The 24,544-nt window shown below is 32.0% G+C and carries 23 protein-coding genes and 1 pseudogene; 7 read left to right on the top strand and 17 right to left on the bottom strand.

The features are described from left to right. Window positions 1–166: 166 nt before the first annotated feature. The 3 genes from EVJ46_09310 to EVJ46_09300 all read right to left on the bottom strand — a co-directional run bounded on the left by EVJ46_09310 (window position 167) and on the right by EVJ46_09300 (window position 1,831). Window positions 167–853 (bottom strand): hypothetical protein, encoded by a 687-nt coding sequence (locus EVJ46_09310; protein RZD15712.1) that lies wholly within the window; start codon window positions 851–853, stop codon window positions 167–169. A 327-nt stretch (window positions 854–1,180) separates the two neighbouring features. Beyond that, window positions 1,181–1,357, bottom strand: coding sequence for a hypothetical protein (locus tag EVJ46_09305; protein RZD15711.1), 177 nt, complete (start codon window positions 1,355–1,357; stop codon window positions 1,181–1,183). Between the two features lie 42 nt (window positions 1,358–1,399). After that, window positions 1,400–1,831: a hypothetical protein gene (locus EVJ46_09300; GenBank protein ID RZD15710.1), complete on the bottom strand. Its 432-nt coding sequence runs from the start codon at window positions 1,829–1,831 to the stop codon at window positions 1,400–1,402. A gap of 362 nt (window positions 1,832–2,193) precedes the next feature. Between EVJ46_09300 and EVJ46_09295 the strand changes: the two genes are divergently transcribed. The 5 genes from EVJ46_09295 to EVJ46_09275 all read left to right on the top strand — a co-directional run bounded on the left by EVJ46_09295 (window position 2,194) and on the right by EVJ46_09275 (window position 7,035). Then, complete coding sequence (locus EVJ46_09295) at window positions 2,194–2,742, top strand: hypothetical protein (protein ID RZD15709.1); 549 nt, start codon at window positions 2,194–2,196, stop codon at window positions 2,740–2,742. A 334-nt stretch (window positions 2,743–3,076) separates the two neighbouring features. Continuing rightward, window positions 3,077–3,640, top strand: coding sequence for a peptide deformylase (gene def / locus EVJ46_09290; GenBank protein RZD15708.1), 564 nt, complete (start codon window positions 3,077–3,079; stop codon window positions 3,638–3,640). A 1-nt stretch (window position 3,641) separates the two neighbouring features. Continuing rightward, a complete protein-coding gene (locus EVJ46_09285; GenBank protein RZD15707.1) occupies window positions 3,642–4,988 on the top strand; it encodes a hypothetical protein in 1,347 nt (448 codons plus the stop codon). A 47-nt stretch (window positions 4,989–5,035) separates the two neighbouring features. Continuing rightward, complete coding sequence (locus tag EVJ46_09280; protein RZD15706.1) at window positions 5,036–5,788, top strand: DUF116 domain-containing protein; 753 nt, start codon at window positions 5,036–5,038, stop codon at window positions 5,786–5,788. A 17-nt stretch (window positions 5,789–5,805) separates the two neighbouring features. Continuing rightward, window positions 5,806–7,035, top strand: a complete 1,230-nt coding sequence (locus EVJ46_09275) for an aminotransferase class I/II-fold pyridoxal phosphate-dependent enzyme (protein RZD15705.1) — start codon at window positions 5,806–5,808, stop codon at window positions 7,033–7,035. Window positions 7,036–8,892: 1,857 nt separating this feature from the next. On the opposite strand, the pseudogene EVJ46_09270 reads toward EVJ46_09275, so the two are convergent. The 4 genes and pseudogenes from EVJ46_09270 to EVJ46_09255 form a co-directional block, all read right to left on the bottom strand. After that, window positions 8,893–9,210, bottom strand: a pseudogene (locus EVJ46_09270) (excinuclease ABC subunit UvrC). A gap of 139 nt (window positions 9,211–9,349) precedes the next feature. Next, window positions 9,350–11,353, bottom strand: a complete 2,004-nt coding sequence (gene uvrB / locus EVJ46_09265; GenBank protein RZD15704.1) for an excinuclease ABC subunit UvrB — start codon at window positions 11,351–11,353, stop codon at window positions 9,350–9,352. 234 nt (window positions 11,354–11,587) lie between these two features. Beyond that, window positions 11,588–11,899 (bottom strand): hypothetical protein, encoded by a 312-nt coding sequence (locus EVJ46_09260; GenBank protein ID RZD15703.1) that lies wholly within the window; start codon window positions 11,897–11,899, stop codon window positions 11,588–11,590. A gap of 43 nt (window positions 11,900–11,942) precedes the next feature. Continuing rightward, window positions 11,943–12,371, bottom strand: coding sequence for a ribonuclease HI (locus EVJ46_09255; protein ID RZD15702.1), 429 nt, complete (start codon window positions 12,369–12,371; stop codon window positions 11,943–11,945). Between the two features lie 561 nt (window positions 12,372–12,932). Here EVJ46_09255 and EVJ46_09250 point away from each other — a divergent pair. Beyond that, window positions 12,933–13,796, top strand: a complete 864-nt coding sequence (locus EVJ46_09250; protein ID RZD15701.1) for a sigma-70 family RNA polymerase sigma factor — start codon at window positions 12,933–12,935, stop codon at window positions 13,794–13,796. 253 nt (window positions 13,797–14,049) lie between these two features. Here the strand turns inward: EVJ46_09250 and EVJ46_09245 are convergent, their stop codons facing one another. The 9 genes from EVJ46_09245 to merA all read right to left on the bottom strand — a co-directional run bounded on the left by EVJ46_09245 (window position 14,050) and on the right by merA (window position 23,145). Continuing rightward, window positions 14,050–14,283: a sulfurtransferase TusA family protein gene (locus EVJ46_09245; protein RZD15700.1), complete on the bottom strand. Its 234-nt coding sequence runs from the start codon at window positions 14,281–14,283 to the stop codon at window positions 14,050–14,052. A gap of 43 nt (window positions 14,284–14,326) precedes the next feature. Next, complete coding sequence (locus EVJ46_09240; protein RZD15699.1) at window positions 14,327–14,698, bottom strand: peroxiredoxin family protein; 372 nt, start codon at window positions 14,696–14,698, stop codon at window positions 14,327–14,329. A gap of 223 nt (window positions 14,699–14,921) precedes the next feature. Beyond that, window positions 14,922–15,965, bottom strand: coding sequence for a hypothetical protein (locus EVJ46_09235; protein ID RZD15823.1), 1,044 nt, complete (start codon window positions 15,963–15,965; stop codon window positions 14,922–14,924). 362 nt (window positions 15,966–16,327) lie between these two features. Then, a complete protein-coding gene (locus EVJ46_09230; GenBank protein ID RZD15698.1) occupies window positions 16,328–16,657 on the bottom strand; it encodes a hypothetical protein in 330 nt (109 codons plus the stop codon). A gap of 133 nt (window positions 16,658–16,790) precedes the next feature. Beyond that, window positions 16,791–17,339, bottom strand: coding sequence for a hypothetical protein (locus tag EVJ46_09225; GenBank protein ID RZD15697.1), 549 nt, complete (start codon window positions 17,337–17,339; stop codon window positions 16,791–16,793). A gap of 153 nt (window positions 17,340–17,492) precedes the next feature. After that, complete coding sequence (locus tag EVJ46_09220; GenBank protein ID RZD15696.1) at window positions 17,493–18,236, bottom strand: Crp/Fnr family transcriptional regulator; 744 nt, start codon at window positions 18,234–18,236, stop codon at window positions 17,493–17,495. Between the two features lie 44 nt (window positions 18,237–18,280). Further along, window positions 18,281–20,788 (bottom strand): alpha-glucan family phosphorylase, encoded by a 2,508-nt coding sequence (gene glgP / locus EVJ46_09215; GenBank protein ID RZD15695.1) that lies wholly within the window; start codon window positions 20,786–20,788, stop codon window positions 18,281–18,283. Window positions 20,789–20,864: 76 nt separating this feature from the next. Then, entirely contained in the window at window positions 20,865–21,344 is a 480-nt protein-coding gene (locus EVJ46_09210) for a hypothetical protein (GenBank protein RZD15694.1), read from the bottom strand. 100 nt (window positions 21,345–21,444) lie between these two features. Beyond that, window positions 21,445–23,145 carry a mercury(II) reductase gene (gene merA, locus EVJ46_09205; GenBank protein ID RZD15693.1) on the bottom strand — a complete coding sequence of 567 codons (1,701 nt, stop codon included), beginning with the start codon at window positions 23,143–23,145 and terminating at the stop codon, window positions 21,445–21,447. Between the two features lie 475 nt (window positions 23,146–23,620). On the opposite strand from merA, the gene EVJ46_09200 reads away from it, so the two are divergent. Continuing rightward, a complete protein-coding gene (locus EVJ46_09200) occupies window positions 23,621–24,013 on the top strand; it encodes a MerR family transcriptional regulator (GenBank protein RZD15692.1) in 393 nt (130 codons plus the stop codon). Window positions 24,014–24,288: 275 nt separating this feature from the next. Here EVJ46_09200 and EVJ46_09195 read toward each other — a convergent pair whose 3' ends face one another. Then, window positions 24,289–24,543: a hypothetical protein gene (locus tag EVJ46_09195; GenBank protein ID RZD15691.1), complete on the bottom strand. Its 255-nt coding sequence runs from the start codon at window positions 24,541–24,543 to the stop codon at window positions 24,289–24,291. Between the last annotated feature and the right edge of the window lies 1 nt (window position 24,544).

The raw sequence follows: 24,544 nt of genomic DNA, 5'->3' as shown, positions 1-24,544 counted from the left end.
AATAAAAATGTCTACGGGCTACTGAATAAAAAATAAAATATAACAATATTAATGGGTTATAATTTTAGAATCATAAAAGCGGTAAAGTTGGGTTAGATATTTGCAACGCAGTGTATAATAGTATGCGCAATAAATAAATAGCGCCGCGTTCGCTAATGTTTACGGATCACGAAACTTTTTTGGCAAATAATTTAAGAAAACCGGCAGATGTTTTGATTGCCTGAGGTAAAATTATATTTAAAGATTTAAAATAGTCGGCCGACTTTGATGCATAAAGCAGCTCTGGCAAATATTTTGAAGAATTATGAGCATTGTAGTCAACCCATCCGAAAGCCGACTGGTCATTATAATGTCCTTTTAAAGATTCAAATTTATACGTACCGTTCTCAAGCCCGATAGATAAATCAAGATAATTTGCCGACATCCATCTTTCGAAATGAATATGTTTTTTCAATGCGAGATTTGTAGTATGAAACGGAATGCACAAATCCTGCACTAGATGAGTAGCGCCGCCCAATGCAATAAATGAACTTTTAATATTTCCTTTTTTCCACGAAGAAACGGCAATATTAAAAAGCTGCGCGCATTTTGTCCCCGCGTCTGAGAATCCCCTGACATAGCCTGCATGAGAGTGAGGATAAAGATAATGTCCTCCAAACCAGTGAACCCTGAACTTTTTAATCGCAAGCCTGTCAATTATATAAGAACCCCTCTGCATTAGCAGGATACGCTCGTCAAAACCCAGCGGAGATATCTTGCAATCGAATAGTTTATTGATAACATCAAACTTCGAGTCATTATATAAAACGCTTATAGTCTTATCAATACAATAACTGTGTAATTTTGGCTGCATAATATTATATATTATACCACATTAAATTAAATATAATCTGCACGGCACTATAACCTTAATCCTGCAATAGAAAGTTATCTGCTCGGAAAAGGTGTCAGATTAATTTTTTTGCAAATATTTTCTTTGTTAATTGAACTATTCCATATGCAAAAAAATAAAATCTGACACCTTTTCCTTATATTTCTGCAATAGAAAGTTATATTTTGCTTAACCGAGCAAAGAAATGCATAAATATTTTCTATTGCAGGATTAAGGTATAAGACGCAGCAAACACAGACCTGCCGCACATATTATATTTAATTTTATATTTCGTTGTATTATATTGCATTATGAGTTATATGATTCCATAGCTTTACTCAAAAAAATACTTTCAGGAACAGCCCCTAAAACCTCTCCGTTATCATTCATAACCGTCTTAGGTACGCTGCTGACCTCATATTTGTCTGCTAAATTAACAAACTCCTGAACCTCTATTACTTCTGCGGTAATATAATCGTTTACCATTGCAAATGCGTATGCGAGAACCGCCGCCGGCGGACAATGAGGTCAGGTAGGTGTTATAAAAACTTGTATGTTAAACGGCTTTATTATTTCCTTGAGCTTAGTCAAAGTATTTTCACTCAGATTGGCAGTTTTATTTGATACGTTTTTTATAGCCGTTATTATGGTCGTAAACTCATGACCTGCCGGCATTCCGTAAAATCTTATGCCGTAATCTTTATCGTCTCCTGCAATAATAATAGCAGGAGTTCTTTTAACCGCATATGTCTTAACTGCATCTTTATCTTTGTCAAAATCATATTCGATGAGAGAAATTTTATCGCTGAGCGACGACAATTCAGTAAGTATCTCCCTTGTTTCGTTGCAATACAAGCAGGCATCTTCAGATTTAAAAAAAATTATTTTAATGTTTTCTTTTAATTTTTCAGAAAAATCTTTTTTAAGATACGCAGCATCTTCTTTAGATAAAAGAGCCATTTTGTCTCCTTATTAATATTTTAAACTATATTTAACTGTTTTAATTTTAAAACCATAACATATATCATACGATGTTATCTCATATCATATCATACAACATTAACCAAATAGCATAATAACCAATAATAACAGATGTAATGGTCACAAATAATACATTTTTCTATATGTTAACATTATTTCTTTAAAAAAACAATATTAAAAATTAAAATAAATAAATTCTGAATCGAAATATTTCATTTATATATCATACTAAAAATTTCAATTAAAAATTGATTTTTAATAATTTATAATATAATATAGTCAAATAACGACAGTCAAAATTGATGATAATAAAATTAATTAAAACTTTAAACAGGTGTATAATGCTTAAAAATAAAAGTTTTTCAATTTTCCAGCTTTTAACGGGTACAGCTTTTATATTTATTTTTTCTTTCGCATTATTTAATTCTGCATATGCTCTGTCCTACGCTTCTATTAAAAATAACAACGGTACTAAAAATATAGGCGGTAAGTTAAACAAAAAGTATTATGCCGAGAACAAAAAATATGTCATTTTAAATCTTTCATCTGACCTTAAAGGTTATATAGATAAAAAGAATCAAAAGGTGTACTATTATTACGCTAAAACTAAACAATATTATTATTGGAATGAAGGAATATGGTTTAATTCTAAACATTTAAACAATATTTTTAAAATTACAAGACAGACTAGAATACCGGCACCATTGAAACACGGTCCGCTGCTTAGAGTTAAAAGAAAAAAAATACCGGCGGGATTTGCAGCTTTAAAAGTGCCGCCTAAGTCAGTCTCTAAAAAATTGCCTAATGCTGCGACTCAGCATTTATATAATTTTCCGCTGACATTACACGGATTGGTTATTTATCAAAAAAAGTTTAATCTAAACGATTAGCTTAAGACTTATGCTATAAAACGAAATGTAAATAATATATAAAGCGAAGCATATAGTTTTCTAAGATTATGATATAATAATAATATAAGACATACAATAGGTATGTAATGCAATAATGCTATATATTAGAACTGTGTAAAACTGCAAAAACGTAGAACACAAAAATTGTCCAGAATAATAGTATAGCTATAAATAGAACATAAAAATAAAAAAATAGAAATAATTTAAAACAAGCACTAAAAACAAACATAGATAAATAGATAAAAATAAAGCAAAATTAGATAGAATAAAGCTGAAATAATAAATAGCCGAGTAAAAAAACAATAATTTAATTATGAAATTTTTTAATATTTTACAATATCCCGACCCGAAACTCAGGATAAAGGCTCAGAACGTAACCAAGGACGAACTCAAAAGCATAGAAGAACTGGCAAAAGATATAGCATATACGATGTATAAAGCTGAAGGGGTTGGTCTTGCAGCAACGCAGGTAGGAATAAACAAAAGGATAATTGCAATCGATGTCGGTAAAAAACTTGATGCAAATTGCGAAAATTTTTTAAAAGACAGAGATATTCTCTTTCTGAATAAAAATCTTATAATTGCAATTAATCCTGAAATAATATACAGAGAAGGTAAAATTATTCACGAAGAGGGATGCCTGTCTATACCGGGATTCAATGCAGATATTGAAAGATCTAAAAACATTAAAGTAAGAGCCGTAGGATTAGACGGAAAAGAATTTATTACAGAATCCGAAGGTATATTATCCATAGCTTTTCAACATGAAATTGACCATCTTGACGGCGTTCTTTTTATTGATAAAGCCTCTCCTCTTAAAAGAACATTGTATAACGCAAAACTTAAAAAATTAAAATTTGAAGAAAAAGCGCATTAGTATGGATTATAATATTAATAATATTAAGCCCATGAAGGTTGTTTTTATGGGAACTCCTGAAATTGCAGCAAATTCCTTAATATCTATAATTGAATTAACAAAAAAGAATATTATTGAATTACAGTGCGTATATACAAAACCTGAAACATGGAACGCAAAAAAATCCCAATATATAAAATCTCCCGTCAGTATTATAAGCGAAAAATACGATATACCGGTAAGAACTCCTAAAACCCTTAAGAATAATGGAGATGAAATAGATTATCTTGCGGATATCAAACCGGATTTAATTATTGTTGTTGCTTACGGTCTGATTCTACCTGAAAAGATTCTAAATATACCATTATACGGCGCTATAAATCTCCACCCTTCTATTCTGCCTGACCTGAGGGGTCCCAGTCCAATCCATTACGCCATACTTGAAAATCTTAAATTTACAGGGATTTCTATAATGGCATTAGACGAAAGAATGGATACAGGTCCGATTATGGCTCAGATGAAAATTCCGATTGCTAAAGATGAATACTTTAACGAATTGTACTCTAAAGTTTCAAAGGAAGGTGCGTATATTTTGTCTGATATAGTAAAAACGCTGAGTTTCATTCACGCTATAGATGATATCCATTTAAATAAAAAATATAAAAAAATTTTTACCTACGCTTCGCCCCAATCCGGTTCAATACTATACCGAAAAGATTACAGGCAATATTTAACCGTAACAGATAAAATAGATAACGAAACTAAAAAAATTAATTTTAAACTTGACGAGCCAGATTTGATTTATTCTAAAATCAGAACATTCTCTCAATCCGATAACGCATATTTTATTTTTGAAAAAAAAACGATAAAAATTATAAAAGCTAATCTTATAATAATAAAAGAACAATTAAAAATGTGCGGCGAAAATAACGAAAATATAGATAAAGATAATTTAAAAATAATATATATTAAACCAAAACACAATTATTGCGAATTTTTAAACGAAGATTTAAATACAAATCAACAGATAATATACAATAAACTGTCATCAGAATTACTGCCTGACAAAATAAATGAAATATCAGCCAAAAAAAATAATTGCAATAATATATTTACTCAAAACAGCGGCAACAGTAAAGACAATATGCCATTAAATATATCGTCAAAACAAGAAAACGGGTGCGGACATGACTTAATTTACAAACCCGGCACGGTAGTAATAGCCGATAAATCCGGTTTAGTTGTAAGCACATTAGAAAAAGGCGTTTATTTAGAATTATTAGAATTAAAGCCTGAAAGCAAGAAATCAATGAATTATGTCGATTTCATCAATGGAACAAGGATTATTCCTGGCATCGCACTGCAATAATGCAATAAATAACAAATATTGTTTAACTACTTGTTTAACCACTTTAAATGTCAATAAAAAAAGAACATGTTTATTTTATAAAAACCATAGCAATAGCATCTATTGCGCTGCTTGTTTTATCGTCAATTCTTTTCTGGCTTATTTCTGGCGGACTTGAAAAATTAAATCCAGATTTGCCGTTCTTAATTTTTATCTTAATAATTTCTATATTTTTCCTATTTATAGCTATATTTATAATCAGTTTAATATATAATGATAATAAAAATAAATTATTTTTCGTTAATTTTACACGTTATGTATTAATAAAAATATTATATCCTGCCGCAGTTCTAATATCGTCAATTTTCCGCATAGACAGAAATAAAATGCAGCGCTCGTTTATCGCAATAAATAATTCGCTACTCTTTTCTATCGGAAAGCAGGTTCCGCACAACAGAATATTAATTCTTTTGCCCCATTGTCTTCAGCTGCATAATTGTAAGGCAAAAATTACGGAAGATATTCACCATTGTCTTGATTGCGGCAAATGTAATATTAAAGAGCTTAATGTTTTAGGCGATAAAAAAGGAATTGATATAGCTGTGGCAACCGGAGGAACATTAGCCAGAAGGGTATTGGAAGAGAAAAGACCGAAAATTGTTATCGCCGTCGCCTGCGAACGTGATCTGTCGTCCGGAATACTGGACGCTTTTCCATTACACGTTTACGGATTGATAAATATAAGACCTAATGGACCGTGCAGAGATACGCAGGTGGATGTAGCGGCGCTTAATATTTTAATAGAAAAAATAACAGCTTAATTTTATAAGTTGAAGATATGACATTAATGATAGAAGAAGACGATTGTAACAGGTTAACAGAAAACAGGCAGTGTGATGATGGGGCGCATGGCGGAAATCTATTTGAAGGATTCGGTCAAAATGATTACGACATTTTAAATATTTTTAATGAGGCTAAAAAAAAAATAGATTTTTCGGCAAATATAAATTCGTTAGGTTTAAGTAAAAATGCCTTATGTATTTTAAAAAATACAAAATTACTGAAATTTTTAATTGAAAATTATCCGGAAATTTATCCTGAAAGATTAATAAACAAACTCAGCGATTATCATTGTGTCCAAAGCGGTAATATATTTATCGGTGCCGGAGCAACAGACTTAATTTATAAAATATTATCCGTATTTCAACCCGAAAATGCGCTTATAGCAGAACCGTCGTTTTCCGAGTACGAACGAGCTTGCAGAGCCTTTAATATAAATACAGTGCATCAATGTACGCTTCTCGAAGATAGTTTCAAACTGATAAACGGCAGTTTGACTGAATTTATTGAGAAAATAAACAAGTTAAACGAGCGCGATTTAATATTTATAGCAAGTCCGTCAAATCCCGCAGGAGTAATCACGCCCGTAAATACCGTCATAGAGATTCTAAAAATATGCAAAAAGAAAAACATATATTTAATATTAGATGAATCCTTTATGGATTTTAAAGAAGAATATTCATCTAAACATCTGATAGAAAAATTTGACAACTTAATTGTTTTACGTTCTTTGACAAAATTTTTTGCAATACCCGGAGAAAGATTAGGTTATATAGTAAGCTGCGAAAAAAATATTTTAAATATGTCAAAAAATAACACTCCGTGGAGCATAGGCGGACTCGCCTCGGCTTTGGCTGTTTCTTCGCTATCTGACACAGGATATATTGAAAATTCAGTGAAATATATTAACAAATTAAAAAAAGAAATGTATAACGATATTATGAGATTGAAAATTTTTGAAATTATAAACGGAGAAGCAAATTTTTTACTTTTAAAAATCAAAACCGGCTATCATCTTGACAATACCAATAATAATAATAACAATAATCATCATCAACATCAATTAAGCAGCGCATTAACTATTAAAGATTATTTATTTAATAAAGGCATATTAATAAGATACGCCGGCAATTACCGCTGTTTAGACGGCAGTTTTTTCAGGATAGCGGTTAAAACAAGGAAAGATAATAAAATTCTGATAAGTGAATTAAAAAAAATAGAGATATAAAGGATATAAAGAATTAAACGGAGGGGGAGATAATAAAATTTTGATAAGTGAATTAAAAAAATATATAGAATGCGTATAGATTATATATAAAATATATATAGAATACATATGGAATATATATAATCAAACTGAATGATGAAAATGTTCATAAATTATTTTAGCGATTTTTGAATTGACGCATTTTGACAGATCTTCTGCTTGCAGCTGTTTAATATTATTTACGTCTCCGAATGAATCTATAAGTTTTTTATACGACGATAAACCTATCCCTTTAATATTTAAAAGTTCAGATGTCACAACGGCTTTCCTTTTTAAAGAGCTGTGAAATGTTACGGCAAATCTATGCGCTTCATCGCGTACAGACATTAAAAATAAAATTAAATTAGGCGGAATATTGACTTCATTTTTTCTATTAGGCAGATATATTTTATCTGTGAAATTTTTCTTATGAATACCGCCGGCTTCAAAATCAGCGCTTCTTTTATTAAGAGCCCTGCTGCCATTTTCTTTAACTTTGGCAATAGAGATTATGTCCGGCATGAGTTCTTCGCTGATATAATCTTTAAATTCTTTTTTTACTTCTGTAAACACGTTAAGCTGACCCTTCCCGCCGTCTGCCATAATCAAATCAGGCAGCGGATCGCTTCCGTCAACGGCATTTTTAAATCTTCTGGTCAGAACCTCGTACATCATCGCATAATCATCAGGAGTGTTTTTCGACCTTATTTTATATTTTCTGTATAAAGATGTTTCTTTTAAACCATCTTTAAAAACAGCCTTAGAGGCAACAGGATAAGTTCCTGAAATGTTGGATATATCGAAACATTCGATAACTTTCGGTATTTTTTGAAGATTTAAATGCCGCTTCAGAGATTCAAGCAATTTTTCATTATTGTTATGATTAATGCTTTCATATTTGTATATACTATTACCATTGCCGCCGATAATATTTTTTTCGTAAAAATTATTTTTTGCGTTATTTGAGGCTATCATAACGAGATTCTTATTTTTCTCATTATTAGGGATATTTAATTTAATTTTTTTTCCTAATGTTTTTTTAAAAAATTCTATTAATATATTTCTGTTTTCCGAGTTTATCGCGAAAGGAAGCAAGATTTCATCCGGAATTAAATTTATATTGTCGCTATTGCTTTTTGAAACATAATACTGGTCAATAAATGACGATATTATTTCTTCGTCCGTTAAATAAACATTTTTAAAATAATAATTTTTTGAATCTATCATTTTTCCGTTTCTTATCATTATCAAATCAATTACCGATACGTTATTTTCTGAATAACAACCGACAGCATCGATATTTTTTCCGCCTGATATAACCGTTGACTGACTTACAGAGATGATATGCAAACTGTTTATTTTGTCTCTTATTTTTATTGCGGCTTCAAAATTTTGTTCTTTTACGTACATATCCATCGTATTCTTTAAATCTCTAATTATCTGATTATTTTTACCCTGCAGCAGCATTTTTATTTCTTTTATTAAATTATTATAATCTTCTGAAGATATATAACCGCAGCATGGAGCAAAACATCTATCTATCTGATAATATACGCAAGGTTTATTCTTTGATGCAAATAATTTAAATTTAGTATCATTGCACGTTCTTATCTTAAATATTTTATTTATCATTTTGATAAAATCAGTTACAGCTTTTACGTTTGAATAAGGTCCAAAATATTCTCCTGAAGTTTTATCGTAAGAGCGGGTTTTTGTCAGATAAGGAAAATCTGACGGGTTCGGCTTGCGGCATAGATTTTTATTATTTTCATTGTTTTTTTTGTTTTCATTATTTTTATTGTTTAATTTATATGTAGGAGCTGAATTTGAATTATTTTTTGTAATTTTTAAATACGGGTATGTTTTGTCGTCTTTTAAATTTATATTGTATTTAGGCTTATAATTTTTTATCAGATTATTTTCAAGCAAAAATGCTTCTACTTCATTATTTACGACAATAGTTTCAAAGCTTTTAATTTTAGATACAAGATGTTCTGTTTTAATATCGGTTTTCTTATTGGAAAAATACTGAGAAACCCTCTTTTTAAGATTTTTAGCTTTGCCGACATAAATAACATCCCCTTCTATGTTTTTCATAAGATAAACACCCGGGGAATTAGATAAGGATTTTAGTCTGCTGATTAAATCATCGGTCATTGTTTAATTATCAATTTAAAAAAATATTAATACTGAACTTGCGAACTTGCATTTTTATTAATTACGCATATGGTAATAAAACTGATTATAACGATTTAAGAATTATCGATATTAATTACCAAACTTGCATTTTTATTAATTATACGGCATCAAGAAGGAGCATCTGTTTTTTAATAATATTTATTTCATCTCTTACACGGGCTGCTTCTTCAAAATTGAATTCTTTAGAATATTTTTTCATTAATCTTGATAAATTTTTTATTTTTTTTTCAGCCGCAGCTGCGCTTAAAACAACAATATTTTCTCCTCCTGCACCGCCTGAAGAATCTATATAATCCTGTTCAAAGATTGTAGTTAAAAGTTCTGCTATATTTTTTTTAATCGATTGAGGTGTAATATTGTTTTTATTATTGTAAGTTTCCTGTATTTTTCTTCTGCGTTCAGTCTCTGAAATTGCAAAAGCCATAGAATCGGTAATTTTATCGCCGTATAGTATAACATGTCCTTTAATATTTCTTGCAGCGCGTCCTATCGTCTGAACAAGCGAGGTTTTAGAGCGCAAAAATCCTTCTTTGTCTGCATCAAGTATACCTATCAGCTCTACTTCGGGAATATCAAGCCCCTCTCTTAAAAGATTGATACCGACAAGAACGTCAAATTCCCCGAGCCTTAACTCTCTGATAATTTTAAATCTTTCTAAAGAGGCTATATCCGAATGCAAATATTTAGCCTTCACTCCGCTGTCAAGCAAAAACTCCGATAGATCTTCAGATATTTTTTTAGTTAAAGTTGTAACTAAAACCCTTCCGCCTCCTTTAACCGTCTTTTTAATTTCGCTTATTATATCGTCAACCTGATTAGCGACGGGTCTAACCTCTACCTCAGGGTCTATAAGACCGGTAGGACGGATTATCTGCTCAATAACCTCAGAACTTACGCCAAGTTCGTAATCGGCGGGCGTAGCTGAAACAAACAGCATATTTTTTATATGAGAACTGAATTCGTCAAAATTTAACGGTCTGTTGTCAAGAGCGCACGGAAGCCTGAAGCCGTATTCGACTAATGTAGTTTTTCTTGATATATCTCCGTTGTACATTCCTCTTATCTGGGGTATACTTACATGAGATTCGTCAACAAATATAGTAAAATCTTCAGGAAAATAATCTAACAGCGTCGGCGGCGCTTCGCCTTTTTTTCTGCCTGTCAAATGTCTTGAATAATTTTCTATACCGGAACAATAGCCCATTTCTTCAATCATCTCTATATCGTAAAATGTTCTTTGTTCTAATCTCTGAGCCTCAACAAGTTTACCCATAGATTTCAATTCTAAAAGTCTGTCTGCAAGTTCTGCTCTAATTGACTTAATAGCATGTTTTAGAGTTGATTCGTCCGCAACATAATGCGACGCAGGATAAATAGCTGTTTTATTTAATTTTCTTATTATTTTACCTCTCAGCGGGTCAATTTCGGCAATCATTGAAATTTCGCTTCCAAAAAACTCGATTCTTATCGCAATTTCTTCTTCGTAAGCCGGAAAAACGTCAATCACATCGCCGCGAACTCTAAAAACACCTCTATGAAAATCTATATCATTTCTGTCATATCTTATTTCCGTCAGCTTGCTTAAAACTTCTTTCATTTCAATTTTCTGCCCTTTTTTAATTTCTAAGAGCATACTGCCGTACGTTTCAGGAGAACCGAGACCGTAAATACACGAAACGCTCGCTATAACAATGACATCTCTGCGCGATAAAATTGACCTAGTGGCAGAATGTTTCATTTTGTCTATCTGATCGTTTATAGAAGAATCTTTTTCTATATATAAATCTTTTGACGGAACATAAGCCTCAGGCTGGTAATAATCATAATAGCTTATGAAAAACTCAACTGCATTTTCGGGGAATAATGATTTAAATTCTGAATAAAGCTGCCCTGCGAGTGTTTTATTGGGAGCGATTATAAGCGCAGGTCTATCGAGTTCTTTAATAACATTTGCCATAGTAAATGTTTTTCCTGAACCTGTAACCCCGAGCAATGTCTGATACTTATAATTTTTATCTCTTATTCCTTCAAGTATTGATTCTATAGCCTTCGGCTGGTCTCCTGTCGGTTTAAAATCGGATACAAGATTAAATATTCCCATATATTATGTCTTTATGCATTTTTTATATTTTTATATTTTTATATTTATTATATTTCTTAAATTTTTTATATTTATTAAATTTTTTATTATATTTATTGCATTTATTGCATTATTTATTAAATTTTTATTATATTTTCATATTTATTAAATTTTTTATTTATTTTTATAAATTAGATAATATAATTAATAGCAAAATTTACGTTATACATTATATCGATATAAATATTTTAATATCTATATTTTTTTACGCTTAGGTTTCTTAAATATGCATTCGGAAGCTTCGCCCATATTATATATTCTTAACTTATGGCTCCTTGGAAATTCTCTTTTTAAGAGCTTTTTAAAAATATTGGTTAATTCATCAAAATTAGCCACATATTCTTCTTCAAAAAAACCTCTTTCCAGTAAGCAATACTCATCTTCTTCAGATTTTATAATATAAAATCCTCTGTCTCTTTTGTAGCTTCTGACATCATAATAATGCCCGACCGGCATGCTTTTTAATTTTTTTAAGAGACTGTCTATAAAAGTTTCTTTTGCAATCATTTTTATAATATATCGACTATATTTATTTTTTTATTTATTTTTTTTATTGCTTGTTATCTTTAATCAGGTTTTTAGCTATTTTGTCACATTGTTCATTATATAAATTATTAGAATGCCCTTTCACCCATATGCAATTTATTTTTAACGTATTATACAGAATATATATTTCCTGCCATATTTGCTTATGTTTAATATCTTTTTTCCATTGTTTTTTTGCCCAGTCGTGCATCCAGAACATCATACCGTCTAATGCGTATTTTGAATCAGAATAAAGATTTATAGCGATTTCCTTATTTTTAATTGATTTAAGAGCGTTTAAAACTGCGGATATTTCCATCTCCTGATTTGTAGTCCATTCTTTATATCCCGATATTATTTTTTCATTATCTTTGTATAATAATATAGCGGCGTAGGCTCCGGGACCCGGATTTTTGGAACAGGCTCCGTCTGTATAAATATTTATAATATCCATTTAATTTTTTTAAGATTTAATATACCGGCTAAGTCTAATTATACATTTTTATCCGCATGGGAGCAATATATTATATCTTTCGGAAAAGGTGTCAGATTAATTTTTTTGCAAATATTTTCTTTGCTAATTGAACTACTCCATATGCAAAAAAATAAAATCTGACACCTTTTCCTACACCAAAACCAAATCTGACACCTTTTCCTACACCTTTTCCTTATGACACCTTTTCCTTATATTTTGCTTAACCGAGCAAAGAAATGTATAAATATTTTCTATTGCAGGATTAAGGTATATCTCAAACCTTTATTTTAACAATATGACGTTATATTTATTTTATTAAATGAATTTTTATGCAATAACAATTATCGCAATAAAGTATTTTTACAAATTATAAATAAAATTTTGCTTGAATAATTTTTTTAAAAAAATAATAATAATGTATAATATTAAATAAGAATATGCACGATATTATTAAATTTAATAAAATTAAATAATAAAAAAATAATACAAAACTGCCATGATAAAATATAATATTAATATCACCCCCCCCCCCATTGCGATATGAACGATACAGAAAACAATGAAGATGCTCAGTCTTCAACATATTACTCTATTCCTTATTTATACAAAACATATCTGCGCAAATATCCGCCTTTAGCTAAAGAACTTGAATACGAACTGATAGAAAAAAGCAACGGCGGAGATAAAGAAGCGAGGGATTTGATAATTAAATCAAATATAAGCCTTGTCATAAGCGTGGCAAAAAAATTCACCGGAAGAGGCGTTCCTCTGGAAGATTTAATTGAAGAAGGCAATATAGGGCTTATAAAAGCTATAGGGAAATTTAATCCGGAAAGAGGATATAGATTCTCTACCTGCGCGGTATGGTGGATAAGACAATCTATTCAAAGAGGAATTTTAAATTTACATAATTTAATAAAAATACCGCTGCATAAATATGAAATATATTGCGATATAATAAAATCTAAAGCCGCATTTGAGGCAGACAATGAGAAAGAAGCGGATATCGAAGAGATAGCGGAACAGTCCGGCATAAACAGAATAAGGGTTGAAAAAATAATAAATCTGATACCGCGCATATCGTCCATAGATTCCTATGTATCCGATAATACCGAAAACGATAATCTGGCGCTTTCCGAAATAATAGGAGACGATGAAGAAAAAACATCGCCCTTGTCTATTATATGCAATAAAGAAAATTTGGAACTGTTAGACAAATGGCTGTCGTCTTTAGAGGAAAAAGAAAGATTTGCCGTAATCCTCAGATACGGACTCCACGAAGACGGCGAACCTATGACGCTTAAGAACATAGCCGCAATATTTAAATTGACGCCGGAAAGTATAAGACAGCTGGAAATGAAGGCAATGATAAAATTAAAAAAAATGGCGAATAATAAAATTTAGGCGGGTGCATTGCTGACATATCGGCAATAACTATTTATTTATTATAATTATTATAATTGCAGGATGATGCAATATTTCTCACGCTAAGGTTCAGGTTGAATAATCGGATAATATTTAACGTACAAAACGATTTTATGCATCTTTATTTAAAGCCTTAATCCTGCAATAGAAAATATTTATGCATTTCTTTGCTCGGTTAAGCAAAAGATAACTTTCTATTCCAGGATTAAAGTAAAGTCTTAGTAGCACAATATTAATTTTTTTTTACATAAAATTGAAACTTTCCGCCTTGTTCTGCAGATTCTACTAGTTCATTACCTGTTCTTTTGCACCATGCTGTCATATCGTTTTTTGAACCAGGATCGGTTGATATAACTTCCAGAATCTGACCCGAACTTAAACTGTCAATTTCTTTTTTTGTTTTAACTATGGGCATAGGACAGGATAATCCCGAAGCGTCCAAGGTTTTTGAAATATTTAACGGCATACCTATCACCTCCTTTTTTATTAAAATTTTAATTCAATAAATATTAAAAAGCTAGAGTTATATCGGACGTTGAAGCATCTTCCATATACATAGCTGCTCCGCCGTATTCAATACCGTCAATCAAGTCTTCTCTTTTAAATCCAAAAAGATCAACCGTCATTTGACATGCGATTAATTTAACTCCTGTTTCTTGACATAAGCTAATCAATTCAGGAATGGTCGCAACTCCGTGTTTTTTAATCATTGACTTCATCATAGAGGTAGCCATATTAGTCATGCCGGGGATTGCTCCTATAATATTAGGGACAGGCATCGGCATTGCAGGGTTGCCTAATGGAGCAACTTTTAAAGAAGTTGCGGCATCTTTTCTTAAAATGTTTAACCCATAAAATGTAAAGAATATAGTCGTCGGAATATCAAGCGTTGCAGCAGTAGAAGCAAGATAAGCGGCGGATAAGCCATATCTAAGTTAATTTTAATTTAATTGCAAACCGCCGCCTGACGTTTTATTATTATATTATTATTATATTATTATTATAGTTAATTTTAATTGACAAAAAATAATTAGCGTTATAAAAAAACAATAAGGCTTAGCAGCGGAATCAGGTTTGAATTAGAAACTTAACGCATGTCTAAAATCACGCTTCGCCCTGAATATATTTGACGCCGTAATTAATACACCATTTTGCTTTTTCTAATTCTTTACCGATATAGGCGGCGTGGGTCATCTCGGAAATTAATTCTTTTTCTATTATTGTTGAATAAATTGAATAAACGTCATCCCCTTCAATGACAGTTAATAATTCGTTATGGTAATTATAAAACTCAACTGTTATCCGCTTGTCTGCAAATGAGGGCATTATCACGAAATATCCTTTTTTGTCTAATTTTATCTTTTTCGGTTTTTTTGCAATTATTTTTTTTAGAGAAGGCAAAGCAAAAGTCTTATCAACAATTTCAGAGGGTTTTATAATTTCAAAGTCTTTCAAAAATTCGCTTATTTTAACCGCAATCTCACCTGCATCTTCGCAGCCTATCATGTTTATAACCTTAACCTGTTTTCTAAAATTTTCTACTTCTTCATAGCTTACATTTTTAAGAATCGGTTTTTTGCCGTTTGAACCGACAATCCTCATATTTTTATCAACGCCGTTTTCATATAAAGATATAAGCGATTGACCGCTGTAATGGCCTTGCGACTCTTTTCCCGCTACTATTAAATAATGCAGCGTTGGATTAGTTACTGTATTTTTTATAATTTTATCTATTCCGATATTTTCAGTTTCAGTTTTTCCTATAATGCAAAGTCCTTTCGGTTTTAACTTTGATAAATTGTCGTATAAATCTAAACTGGCAAGAGTAGATACAGCGATTGGACATCCTGTTCCGTCACAAAAATTATTATACTCGCCTGGAGAAACAGGCCATGAATTTAAAAATTCTAAAGAATTTACAGAATTTATGGAACCAGTCTGATTGGCAGGATTCTGAATTTGCAATATGAGCGCATCGGTCAGATAATTAGCAGCCGCGGCAGGATAACAGTGTTTACAGCCAAGACATGAATACTCGACTTGTTTTAGTTCTAACTTTAACTTTTCTACCTCATTTATTAAATCGTTCGAAGCATTGTTTCCTGTGAGCTTAAGATTTTCAATAACATCGTCTAAACCATAAATCATGCACCCGCATTTTTTACATTTTTTTAATTTTATAGCCCTAGAAAGTTCGCTCCTGATTTTATTATATACTTCATCTGTTTCTGTAATACCCTGTGTATCCATATCTTTAAATTCTATAAATTAAAAGTTATTTTTATCGAATAACGTTTTTTATTGTATATTAATTATACCAGTTTCTATAGCAACTATTTTTTTCTGTCGTCAGGATTATCCGAATCGCCCCCGCCGCAGTATAATTGCCATTGCAGCGTCCCCCCATATGGAGTATTCAGCCTGCAGACCTTCAGGTTTTCCATTATTATAATTAAATTATATTAAAATTTTTTGATATATTATATAATTAAATAACAAATTTTTTTAGACTAAACAGCGATATATACCGCTCCGGATTTAACCAATTTTGCAATTTCATAAACGCCGGCAGGCACTATCGTGGCATAATCCGGTACATCGCTGTCTTTGAGGTCAAACATATTCATTGCATTTCTGCAAACGTATATTTTTGTTTTTTCATTAAGACTGTCCCTAAGCTGATTTCTGAGCTGAGCGTGATGAAGAAGCGAAACTACCGAAGGTCCGAAAAATACGACGCTTATTTCTTCCGTATCTTCTATTGCAGACAAATTTTTAATTACGATAAATGAAAGAGCAGGCATTATCGTGCCGTTTGTAACCTGAATAACATATTTCATAAAAAACCTCCATAAAATTAACTTGCGGCGGAGAAACAGTTTCTCCGCCGAAGAATAAAGAAAATCCAGCAGTTTGTTTACGTATAAATATTTTATAGCAGGTGCAACATTGCAGTACTTGTTAAAGTGGATATCAGTGCATCATCTGCATTTTTTTCATCATTTGCTTACGCATCATCTGCATTTTTTTCATCCAGTTCATTTTAGCAAGTCTGTGATATAAGGATTGCTGCGAAGGATAAAGAACGCGGTAGCCTTTTATATGAAAAGGTATCATTTCATATCCAAGATATGTTTCTGCGTTACCCACAGCCTTAACGTCACTAATCAATTTGCTTATACTTGGATTATTCTGCATGGCATCCATTTTGTATTGTCTAAGGGCTTTTTTAAGCATCATTACGCCTTTTATTGTGTTATGCATCATCCCCATAGTAAGCATTTTTTCCTGTTTAAGCTGTGAAGAATTAAGATTAAAAGATTTAGCATGCATTAAAATCCAATGCGGACCCGGATGGAATTTATAAAAAATGGACGGAAATCCTAAAGAATGATGCATAAAAAACATTTCGGTCTTCATCATCTTAGCTTTACTCATCATCATGGCGTTTGATTTAGCAGTATTAAGACCTAAGAAAAATATTAGGGCTATCAATGTAAATAATGTAGCTTTTTTAATCATGGTCGAACCTCCGTTAAAGTAATTATTGTTAATTTATATTGCAACTCGTTAGTAAAGTATAACACATATGAAAAATTTTAATATGTCACTTAAGTGACATATTAAATATTCTTTAAATAAAATTAAAAAAAAATTCATTATAAGAAGAGCAAGTTAATTTGCTGTTAACTCAGCTATATTTTTTAGTTTTCTCAAATCTTTTATAACGATATTTTTTTTATCAAAACTAATAATCCCGTTATGTTTTAATTTGTCTAATGCTATTGTAGTTCTCTGTCTTGATGCCCCGATAAGATTTGAAATTTCTTCATGGGTTAATTTAATGTTTATTTGATAGCAGTCTTCAAATGTTAATCCTGAAGAAAGCGCTGAAATTTTTTTAATTCCAAAATTATTTGCCAAATAGATTAGAGTCTCCGCAATTCTTGCGTCTATGCTTTTATATGCCAATGATGTAATTTTTGTAGATATATATTTAAACCGCAATCCTATTAATTTTAAAATTTTATTGCCTATAGAAGGATAAAGACTTAATATCTTGTCAAAATCATCTTTTTTAAATTTACAAACTTCCGCATCTGTCAAAGCCTGAGCATTTTCAGCATTTAAAAAATCAAAGCTCTCCATGCCGTCAAATGAAAAATCGCCAAAATTACCAAAAATTTCATCAGGTTTTAAAATTTCTGTTATAAATTCCCTGCCGTGTTCTGTTGACAGCGATATTTTTATATGACCTTTTTTTAAAACATAAACATAGCTTGATTTTGATTCCTCTATGTATATAATGTCATTTTTTTTATAAATTTCCATTTTTGATAATTTATCTATCAAATCGATATCTCTTTTTGAAAGATTTTGAAAAATTTTCAAATTTTGCAATAACCAGAGTTTATTCATATTATCAATAAAGTAATATAAATTTAGGAAATTGTCTATTTATTTTATTTTTGCCAAATAATTTTATTAAATTCCAGCGGCGTTAAAACTTTAGGATGATAAGGTATAACGCGAAGGGTATAGTTATCAATAGGGCGATCATTCGGAACCTCGGTCTTATAAATAAATTCATTTATATATCCGGAAGCAGTGCCGATATTCGTCATTTCAGCCCTGAACTGCTCATCGTTTTCATCTCCAGACGCAAAAATTTCTACTTTAATATCCTGCGGTTTAACGGCTCCGAGCCGTATAGCGCACTTGACTTTATAATATTCCCCTTGTTTTTCAAAAACAGGTATTCCAATATGAATTTCGTTCCAGTTTTGTTCAAGTCTTTTCTTCCATTCATTGATAGTCAGAGCAAGTTCTCCGCCTGATGCATTTCTTTCCTCATATAAAGATGATAATGGAATGTAAGCTTTTTCAACATATTCTTTCATCATTCTGAATGTAGAATATTTCGGCGTAAGAAGAAACATGCTCTGCCTTATCTTTTCAATCCATTCCACCGGAACACCGTCTTTATTTCTATCAAAAAATTCAGGGACTATCGACTCCTCTAAAAGTTTATACAGTGATTCGGCATCCTCTTTGTCATTATTATAATATTCATCGGAAGAAGAATGTATACCGATAGCCCACCCCAGTTCTTCAGAGTAGGCTTCTGCCCACCAGCCGTCAAGAATGGAACAGTTAAGCCCTCCATTTGCAATTATTTTCATTCCGCTGGTTCCGCTGGCTTCAAGCGGACGCCTCGGGTTATTAATCCATAAATCTATACCACCCACTATTTTTTGCGCAATATCCATATCATAATCTGACAAGAAAAAAACCGTATTACGGATTTCGGGGTCCTGAGCAAACTGTACCCATTCTTTAATTAATAGTTTTCCAGTGAAATCGCCTGGATGAGCCTTTCCGCTGATCAAGATACGCACAGGTCTATTTTGACTTTTAAGAATATTTTTAAGTCTTGTTTTGTCGTACAATAGAAGGGTCGGTCTTTTGTATCCCGTGAATCTGCGAGCTAAACCGATATACAAGGCATTAGGATCAAGAAATGAAGGCTCCTGATTAATATGACAGCAGCCTTTCATTTTAGTTATATGATTTTTAATATCGTCGAGCATGTTAATCTTATTATTCATTCTGAATTCCCAGATTTCCGCGTCAGTCATTTTATTAATGACATCAAACGATTTTTGGGAACATTTTTCTATTAATGACTTTGTATCATTTTTAGTCAATAATTTTTCGGATATGCTTGAAATCCATGTAGGCGTATGAACCCCGTTAGTAATATAAGTAACCGGCACCTCTTTTATCGGCTGCCTCTCAAATAATCCGGAAAATAAATTCCTGCTTACTTCGCCGTGGATTTTACTTACCCCGTTAATAAAACCGCTTCCCCGTATGGCTAAATATGCCATATTAAAAGGTTCAGAAGAATTTCCAGGTGAAACTTTACCCATATTAATAAATTCTTCGTCCGTAATTCCGCATCTTTGTATATAATATGAAAGATAATTGCGGATAAGCGCCGGTTCAAAGGTGTCAAAACCTGCCTGCACAGGGGTATGAGTGGTAAAAATATTACCCGCTCTTGTAACAGTCAGCGCTTGCCAGAAATCCGCAGTATTATTATCCTGCATCCAAGTATATGCGCGTTCAAGCACAACAAAAGCCGCATGTCCCTCATTCATATGACAAATGTTTACATCAACGCCGAGTGCTCTGAGAACTTTAAAACCGCCGATTCCAAGAATAATTTCTTGAATCAATCTGATTTCTCTGCCTGCCTCGTATAAATCTCCGGTAATTCCTCTATCTATTGAAAGATTTACAGGATCATTAGAATCAAGCAAATATAAAGGCGTGTTTCCTATTTTTGCTATCCATACCCTTAGCATGACGGTTCTATCCGGCAACGTTACAGAGACGCGCAGCCATTCGCCTGATTTATTTCTGCATGGCATAACGGGAAGGGAGTGCGGGTCATTATAGGGATAGACTTCAATTTGTTCGGAAGAGCTGTTGATTATTTGGCGAAAATACCCTCTTTGATACATAAGACCAATACCTGCAAGGGGCACTCCTAAATCTTCGGCAGTTTTTAAATAGTCGCCTGCAAGTATTCCAAGACCGCCGGCATAAAGCGGAAGAGATTCGTCTAATCCAAATTCCATGCTGAAATAAGCAACTGTTTTAAGATGATTTTCTTTATAATTTTCTTTAAACCAACCAATGGCGTTATCCGTCTTTACCCAGTCGTGTTTTATCTGATTAAAATTTTTCATAAAATCAGCGTTTGAAGATAATTTTTTTAAATCATCTAAAGATACCGTTTGCAGAATCAACCATGGATTATGCGTTAAATACCACAGAGTAGGGTCTATTGTTTTAAAAAGTTCATCGGCATCATGATTATACGTCCAGCGGAGGTCAAAGACAATATCGTTAAGAAATTCAAGTCCTGCAGGTAAATTACGAGTCAAATAATGTTCAAGCATAATTCCTCCGGTTGTATCTATATTATACTATATAAATGTAGATGCTTCTATATTTTTTATTTTTGTGTGTTACGGTTCAAATTTTAGGCCATTTCATAAAAATATGCCCTTTTAAGAAATATAAAAAAGCAAACATAACAATAGTGATACCTAAAGAGGAAAAAAACATAATCCTGTTGCTTTTGTCGGCTTTAGAGCCAGGCTGTTCGCATTCACATTCTATTTCATTACCTAAATTATCTTGATTGTTTCGGCTTGCGTTTAACGAAACTTTCTGTAATTTTTGTCTTTTAAGTTTTGGTCGTATAAAAACGAAATAGAAACTTATTGCCAGACTTAAAATATTTAATATAATAAAATAATTTGTGAAATGGGCAAGTCCTTTTAAAGCAGAAGAAAATCCGCCAAAAGAACCTGCGCCGGCGGCGCTTACGCCTAATGCGCTTAAAACTAACGGTGCCCAGCAGCAAGTTCCGCCCAATATTGCAAAAATAGACGGGATAACAGCTGCAATTTTGGTTTTTTCTTTTATAGGAATATTCTCATTGCTATTCATAATTAACCTCGGAATTTATAAAATCCTTTTTACATTGCAATCAGATATATATAGCCTTCGTTTATATTTTATGCTCTTCTTTACACAATAAATAATAAAATTATGCGCAGCAGCTAAGTTTGCTGACGTCTTTAGTAAAACTCTGAGCGGCTAATTTAAGCCCTTCCGCCATAGTCGGATAAACTCCGATTTCCTCGCCGATTTGCTGAATCGTATAACTATTTTGCAAATAGACGCTTGCCTGCTGGATTGTTTCCGATGAGTTGTGCGCCAGCATATGAATTCCGAGAACTTTATTAGTTTTTTTATCCGCTATCATCTTTATTAAACCATCAATTTTAAAAATAGCCTGGGCTTTGGGAACGTATTCGACGGGGAAAACAACTTTAATTACATCATAGCCTTCTTTGATAGCAGCTTCTTCCGTTAATCCGACTGAAGACACTTCCGGGTCGGTAAATGTAGTATGCGCAACTGCCGAATAGTCGGCTTTAATATGTCTGCCGCGAAGTATATTGTCGGCGGCTATTTTGCCGTCATACGCAGCCGTCGTAACTAACCTCGTTAAACCGGTAACGTCTCCGCATGCGTAAATATCGTGATTGGTAGTTCTAAGTTCGCCGTCAACTTTAATATAACCCTGCTTGTAAGTTTCTACTCCGACTGCTTCCAAATTTAAGTTTTCTGTATTTCCTACAACGCCCGTAGCCATCAAAAACTCATTAAAATTAACCGTTCTTAAACCCTCTTCGGTCTCTATATCGGCATATTTTTTACCGCCGTCTTTATAAAGACGTTTTATTGAAGAATTCAGTAAAAATTCGATACCTTCGTTTTTTAAAATATTCAAAAGCGATTCCGATATTTCAGGCTCTTCGTTAAGTAAAATCCTGCCGGAACGACCTATTACTATTACATTTGAGCCAAATCTTCTGAACATCTGCGCAAATTCAAGCGATACTGCCCTTGTGCCAAGTATTAAAAGAGTTTCAGGCAGATAATCCAGATTTAATATTTCTTCGTTTGTAAGATAGCCGACATCTCCTAATCCGTTAATGTCTATTATCAGATTTGTAGAACCGGTTGCAATAATGAATTTATCCGAGGTAATTTTATAAGATTCAACCGCTTTATCGTTAGGGATAACCTCTACGGAATTTTTTGACGCAAATCTTCCTTCGGCTTCTATAAAAGTAATATTGTTATAACCTCTTAATACATTATAATATTTCATTTCCCGCAGGCTGTTAAGAAGTTCGGTTTTTCTTTTTATGAGTTCTTTTATGTCAATATGCGCCTGCTTAGTTTCTATGCCTTTAAATTTATTGCTTAAAGGTTCATAATATATTCTTGCGGCTTCCAGAAGATGCTTCGAAGGGACGCAGCCTCTGTTTAAACATGTTCCGCCGATAACCCAGTTTTCGATAACGCACACTTTTTTGCCTTCATCTGCAAATTTTATAGCCGATGAAAAAGCGGCAGAGCCTCCGCCTATGACGATTAAATCATAATCGTAATTATGTCCGCTGCCTGTTTGACCGCCTTCAGATTTTGCCGTTTTTCTAACTTCGGTTTCGGAAATATTAGATGTTTCATGAGCTAAAGGCGTATAGCCCGCGTTTTCTATGTTTTTCTTTATATCTTCTACATTTATATCGTCAAGCGCTAAAATAGTACTTTCGCCTTTTGATAAAGAGGTATCTACTTCTATTACGCCTTTTACTTTATTAATCGCTTTATTGACCGAAACAACGCAGTGCTCGCAAGTCATGCCCTCAACGTTCATTTTTATTTTCTTCATAATAAAACCTCCTTTTTAATTATTTTATTTATTAATATTTTCTACCAAGTTCACATTTTTCCATTTTAAATAATTTTTTACACTCATAAAATCCTCCAAATTGTTTATTTTTTATAATTTTTATTTTAAATAAGCAGATAAAAAGCCGTCTGTCATGCATAAGATAATACAACATCGCCGTCTTTATAGCGGCACACAACTTAGATTTTACGCTAAAATTTAAACTTATATATAGTTTACACCTTATACTTATGTATAATGTCAAGCTTTTTTTTAACATAATTTTAATATAAAATATTTATTAAAAATATTGATAAGATTTAAAATAAAAAATAACTTAACGCCGCGTTTAACTATAATGTTTATATTGTTAAGGTTAAGATTAACAATAAAAATTGAGGCATAAGAAAAGAAAAAATTTGCCTTAAAGCATTTATAATTTATAATAGTATTATACGAGGTGAAAATAAAAGATATGACCATCGGACAATTAGCTAAAGCAGTTAATTTAAACATCCAAACTATCAGATATTACGAGCGGATAGGATTAATTAACAAACCCGACGTAAGTGAATCTGGTTATAGAATATATTCTGAAAAGGCTGTTGATATTTTGCGTTTCATAAAACATGCAAAATATATCGGTTTTTCCTTAAAGCAGGTTTCTGAACTTTTCTCACTCAACAACAATAAATATAATACCTGCTCAAATGTGAAGAAGTTAGCCAAAGAAAAAGTTTATGAAATAGATAAGAAGATTAATTCTTTAAATATGATGCGTAATGAGCTTTTAAACCTTATATCGTTATGTGAAGAAAAAAATAATAATTCAGAATGTCCGATTTTAGACAATTTATTTAAAATTTGAGATTCAGCGATAGATAAAAATTGGAATTGCAGCATTTTTTTAGACACAAAGCTGACGAAAAAGATTCTAAAATATTTCTTAATAATGAAATTATCGGGCGTTTTAATATTTACAAAAGATTATATTGATGAAATTATTAAAATTAGACTTTCGGAAATTAGAGGAAAATGCGTCAGATTTTATTTCTTTGCATACGAAATAATCAATTATATTATGCAATAAACAAAAATAAATACGGAACTTATATATATGTATTATCTATGCACCTATTATTTCTACTTGTTTTTACCCTCTTCTTCAAATATAGACATCATTTTTTCCATCATCTCTTTCGCTAATTTTGCTTTTGCGTCCGCATCCAATTCGGAAAATGTCATATTTAAACATTTAGGCATCATATTGGATACAAATGCGCTGCGGTCTTCGGGCGTCATTCCTTGAAACATTTTGTCCATCATCGCATTCATCATTTGCGGCATATCTTCAGGTTTAACCATTGCCGACATCATTTTTTCCATAACTTTACTCATT

Source organism: Candidatus Acididesulfobacter guangdongensis (assembly GCA_004195045.1).
Lineage (GTDB): Bacteria > SZUA-79 > SZUA-79 > Acidulodesulfobacterales > Acidulodesulfobacteraceae > Acididesulfobacter > Acididesulfobacter guangdongensis.
The sequence above is the reverse complement of the archived record's forward strand: the minus strand, read 5'-3'. Positions and strand labels throughout refer to the sequence as shown.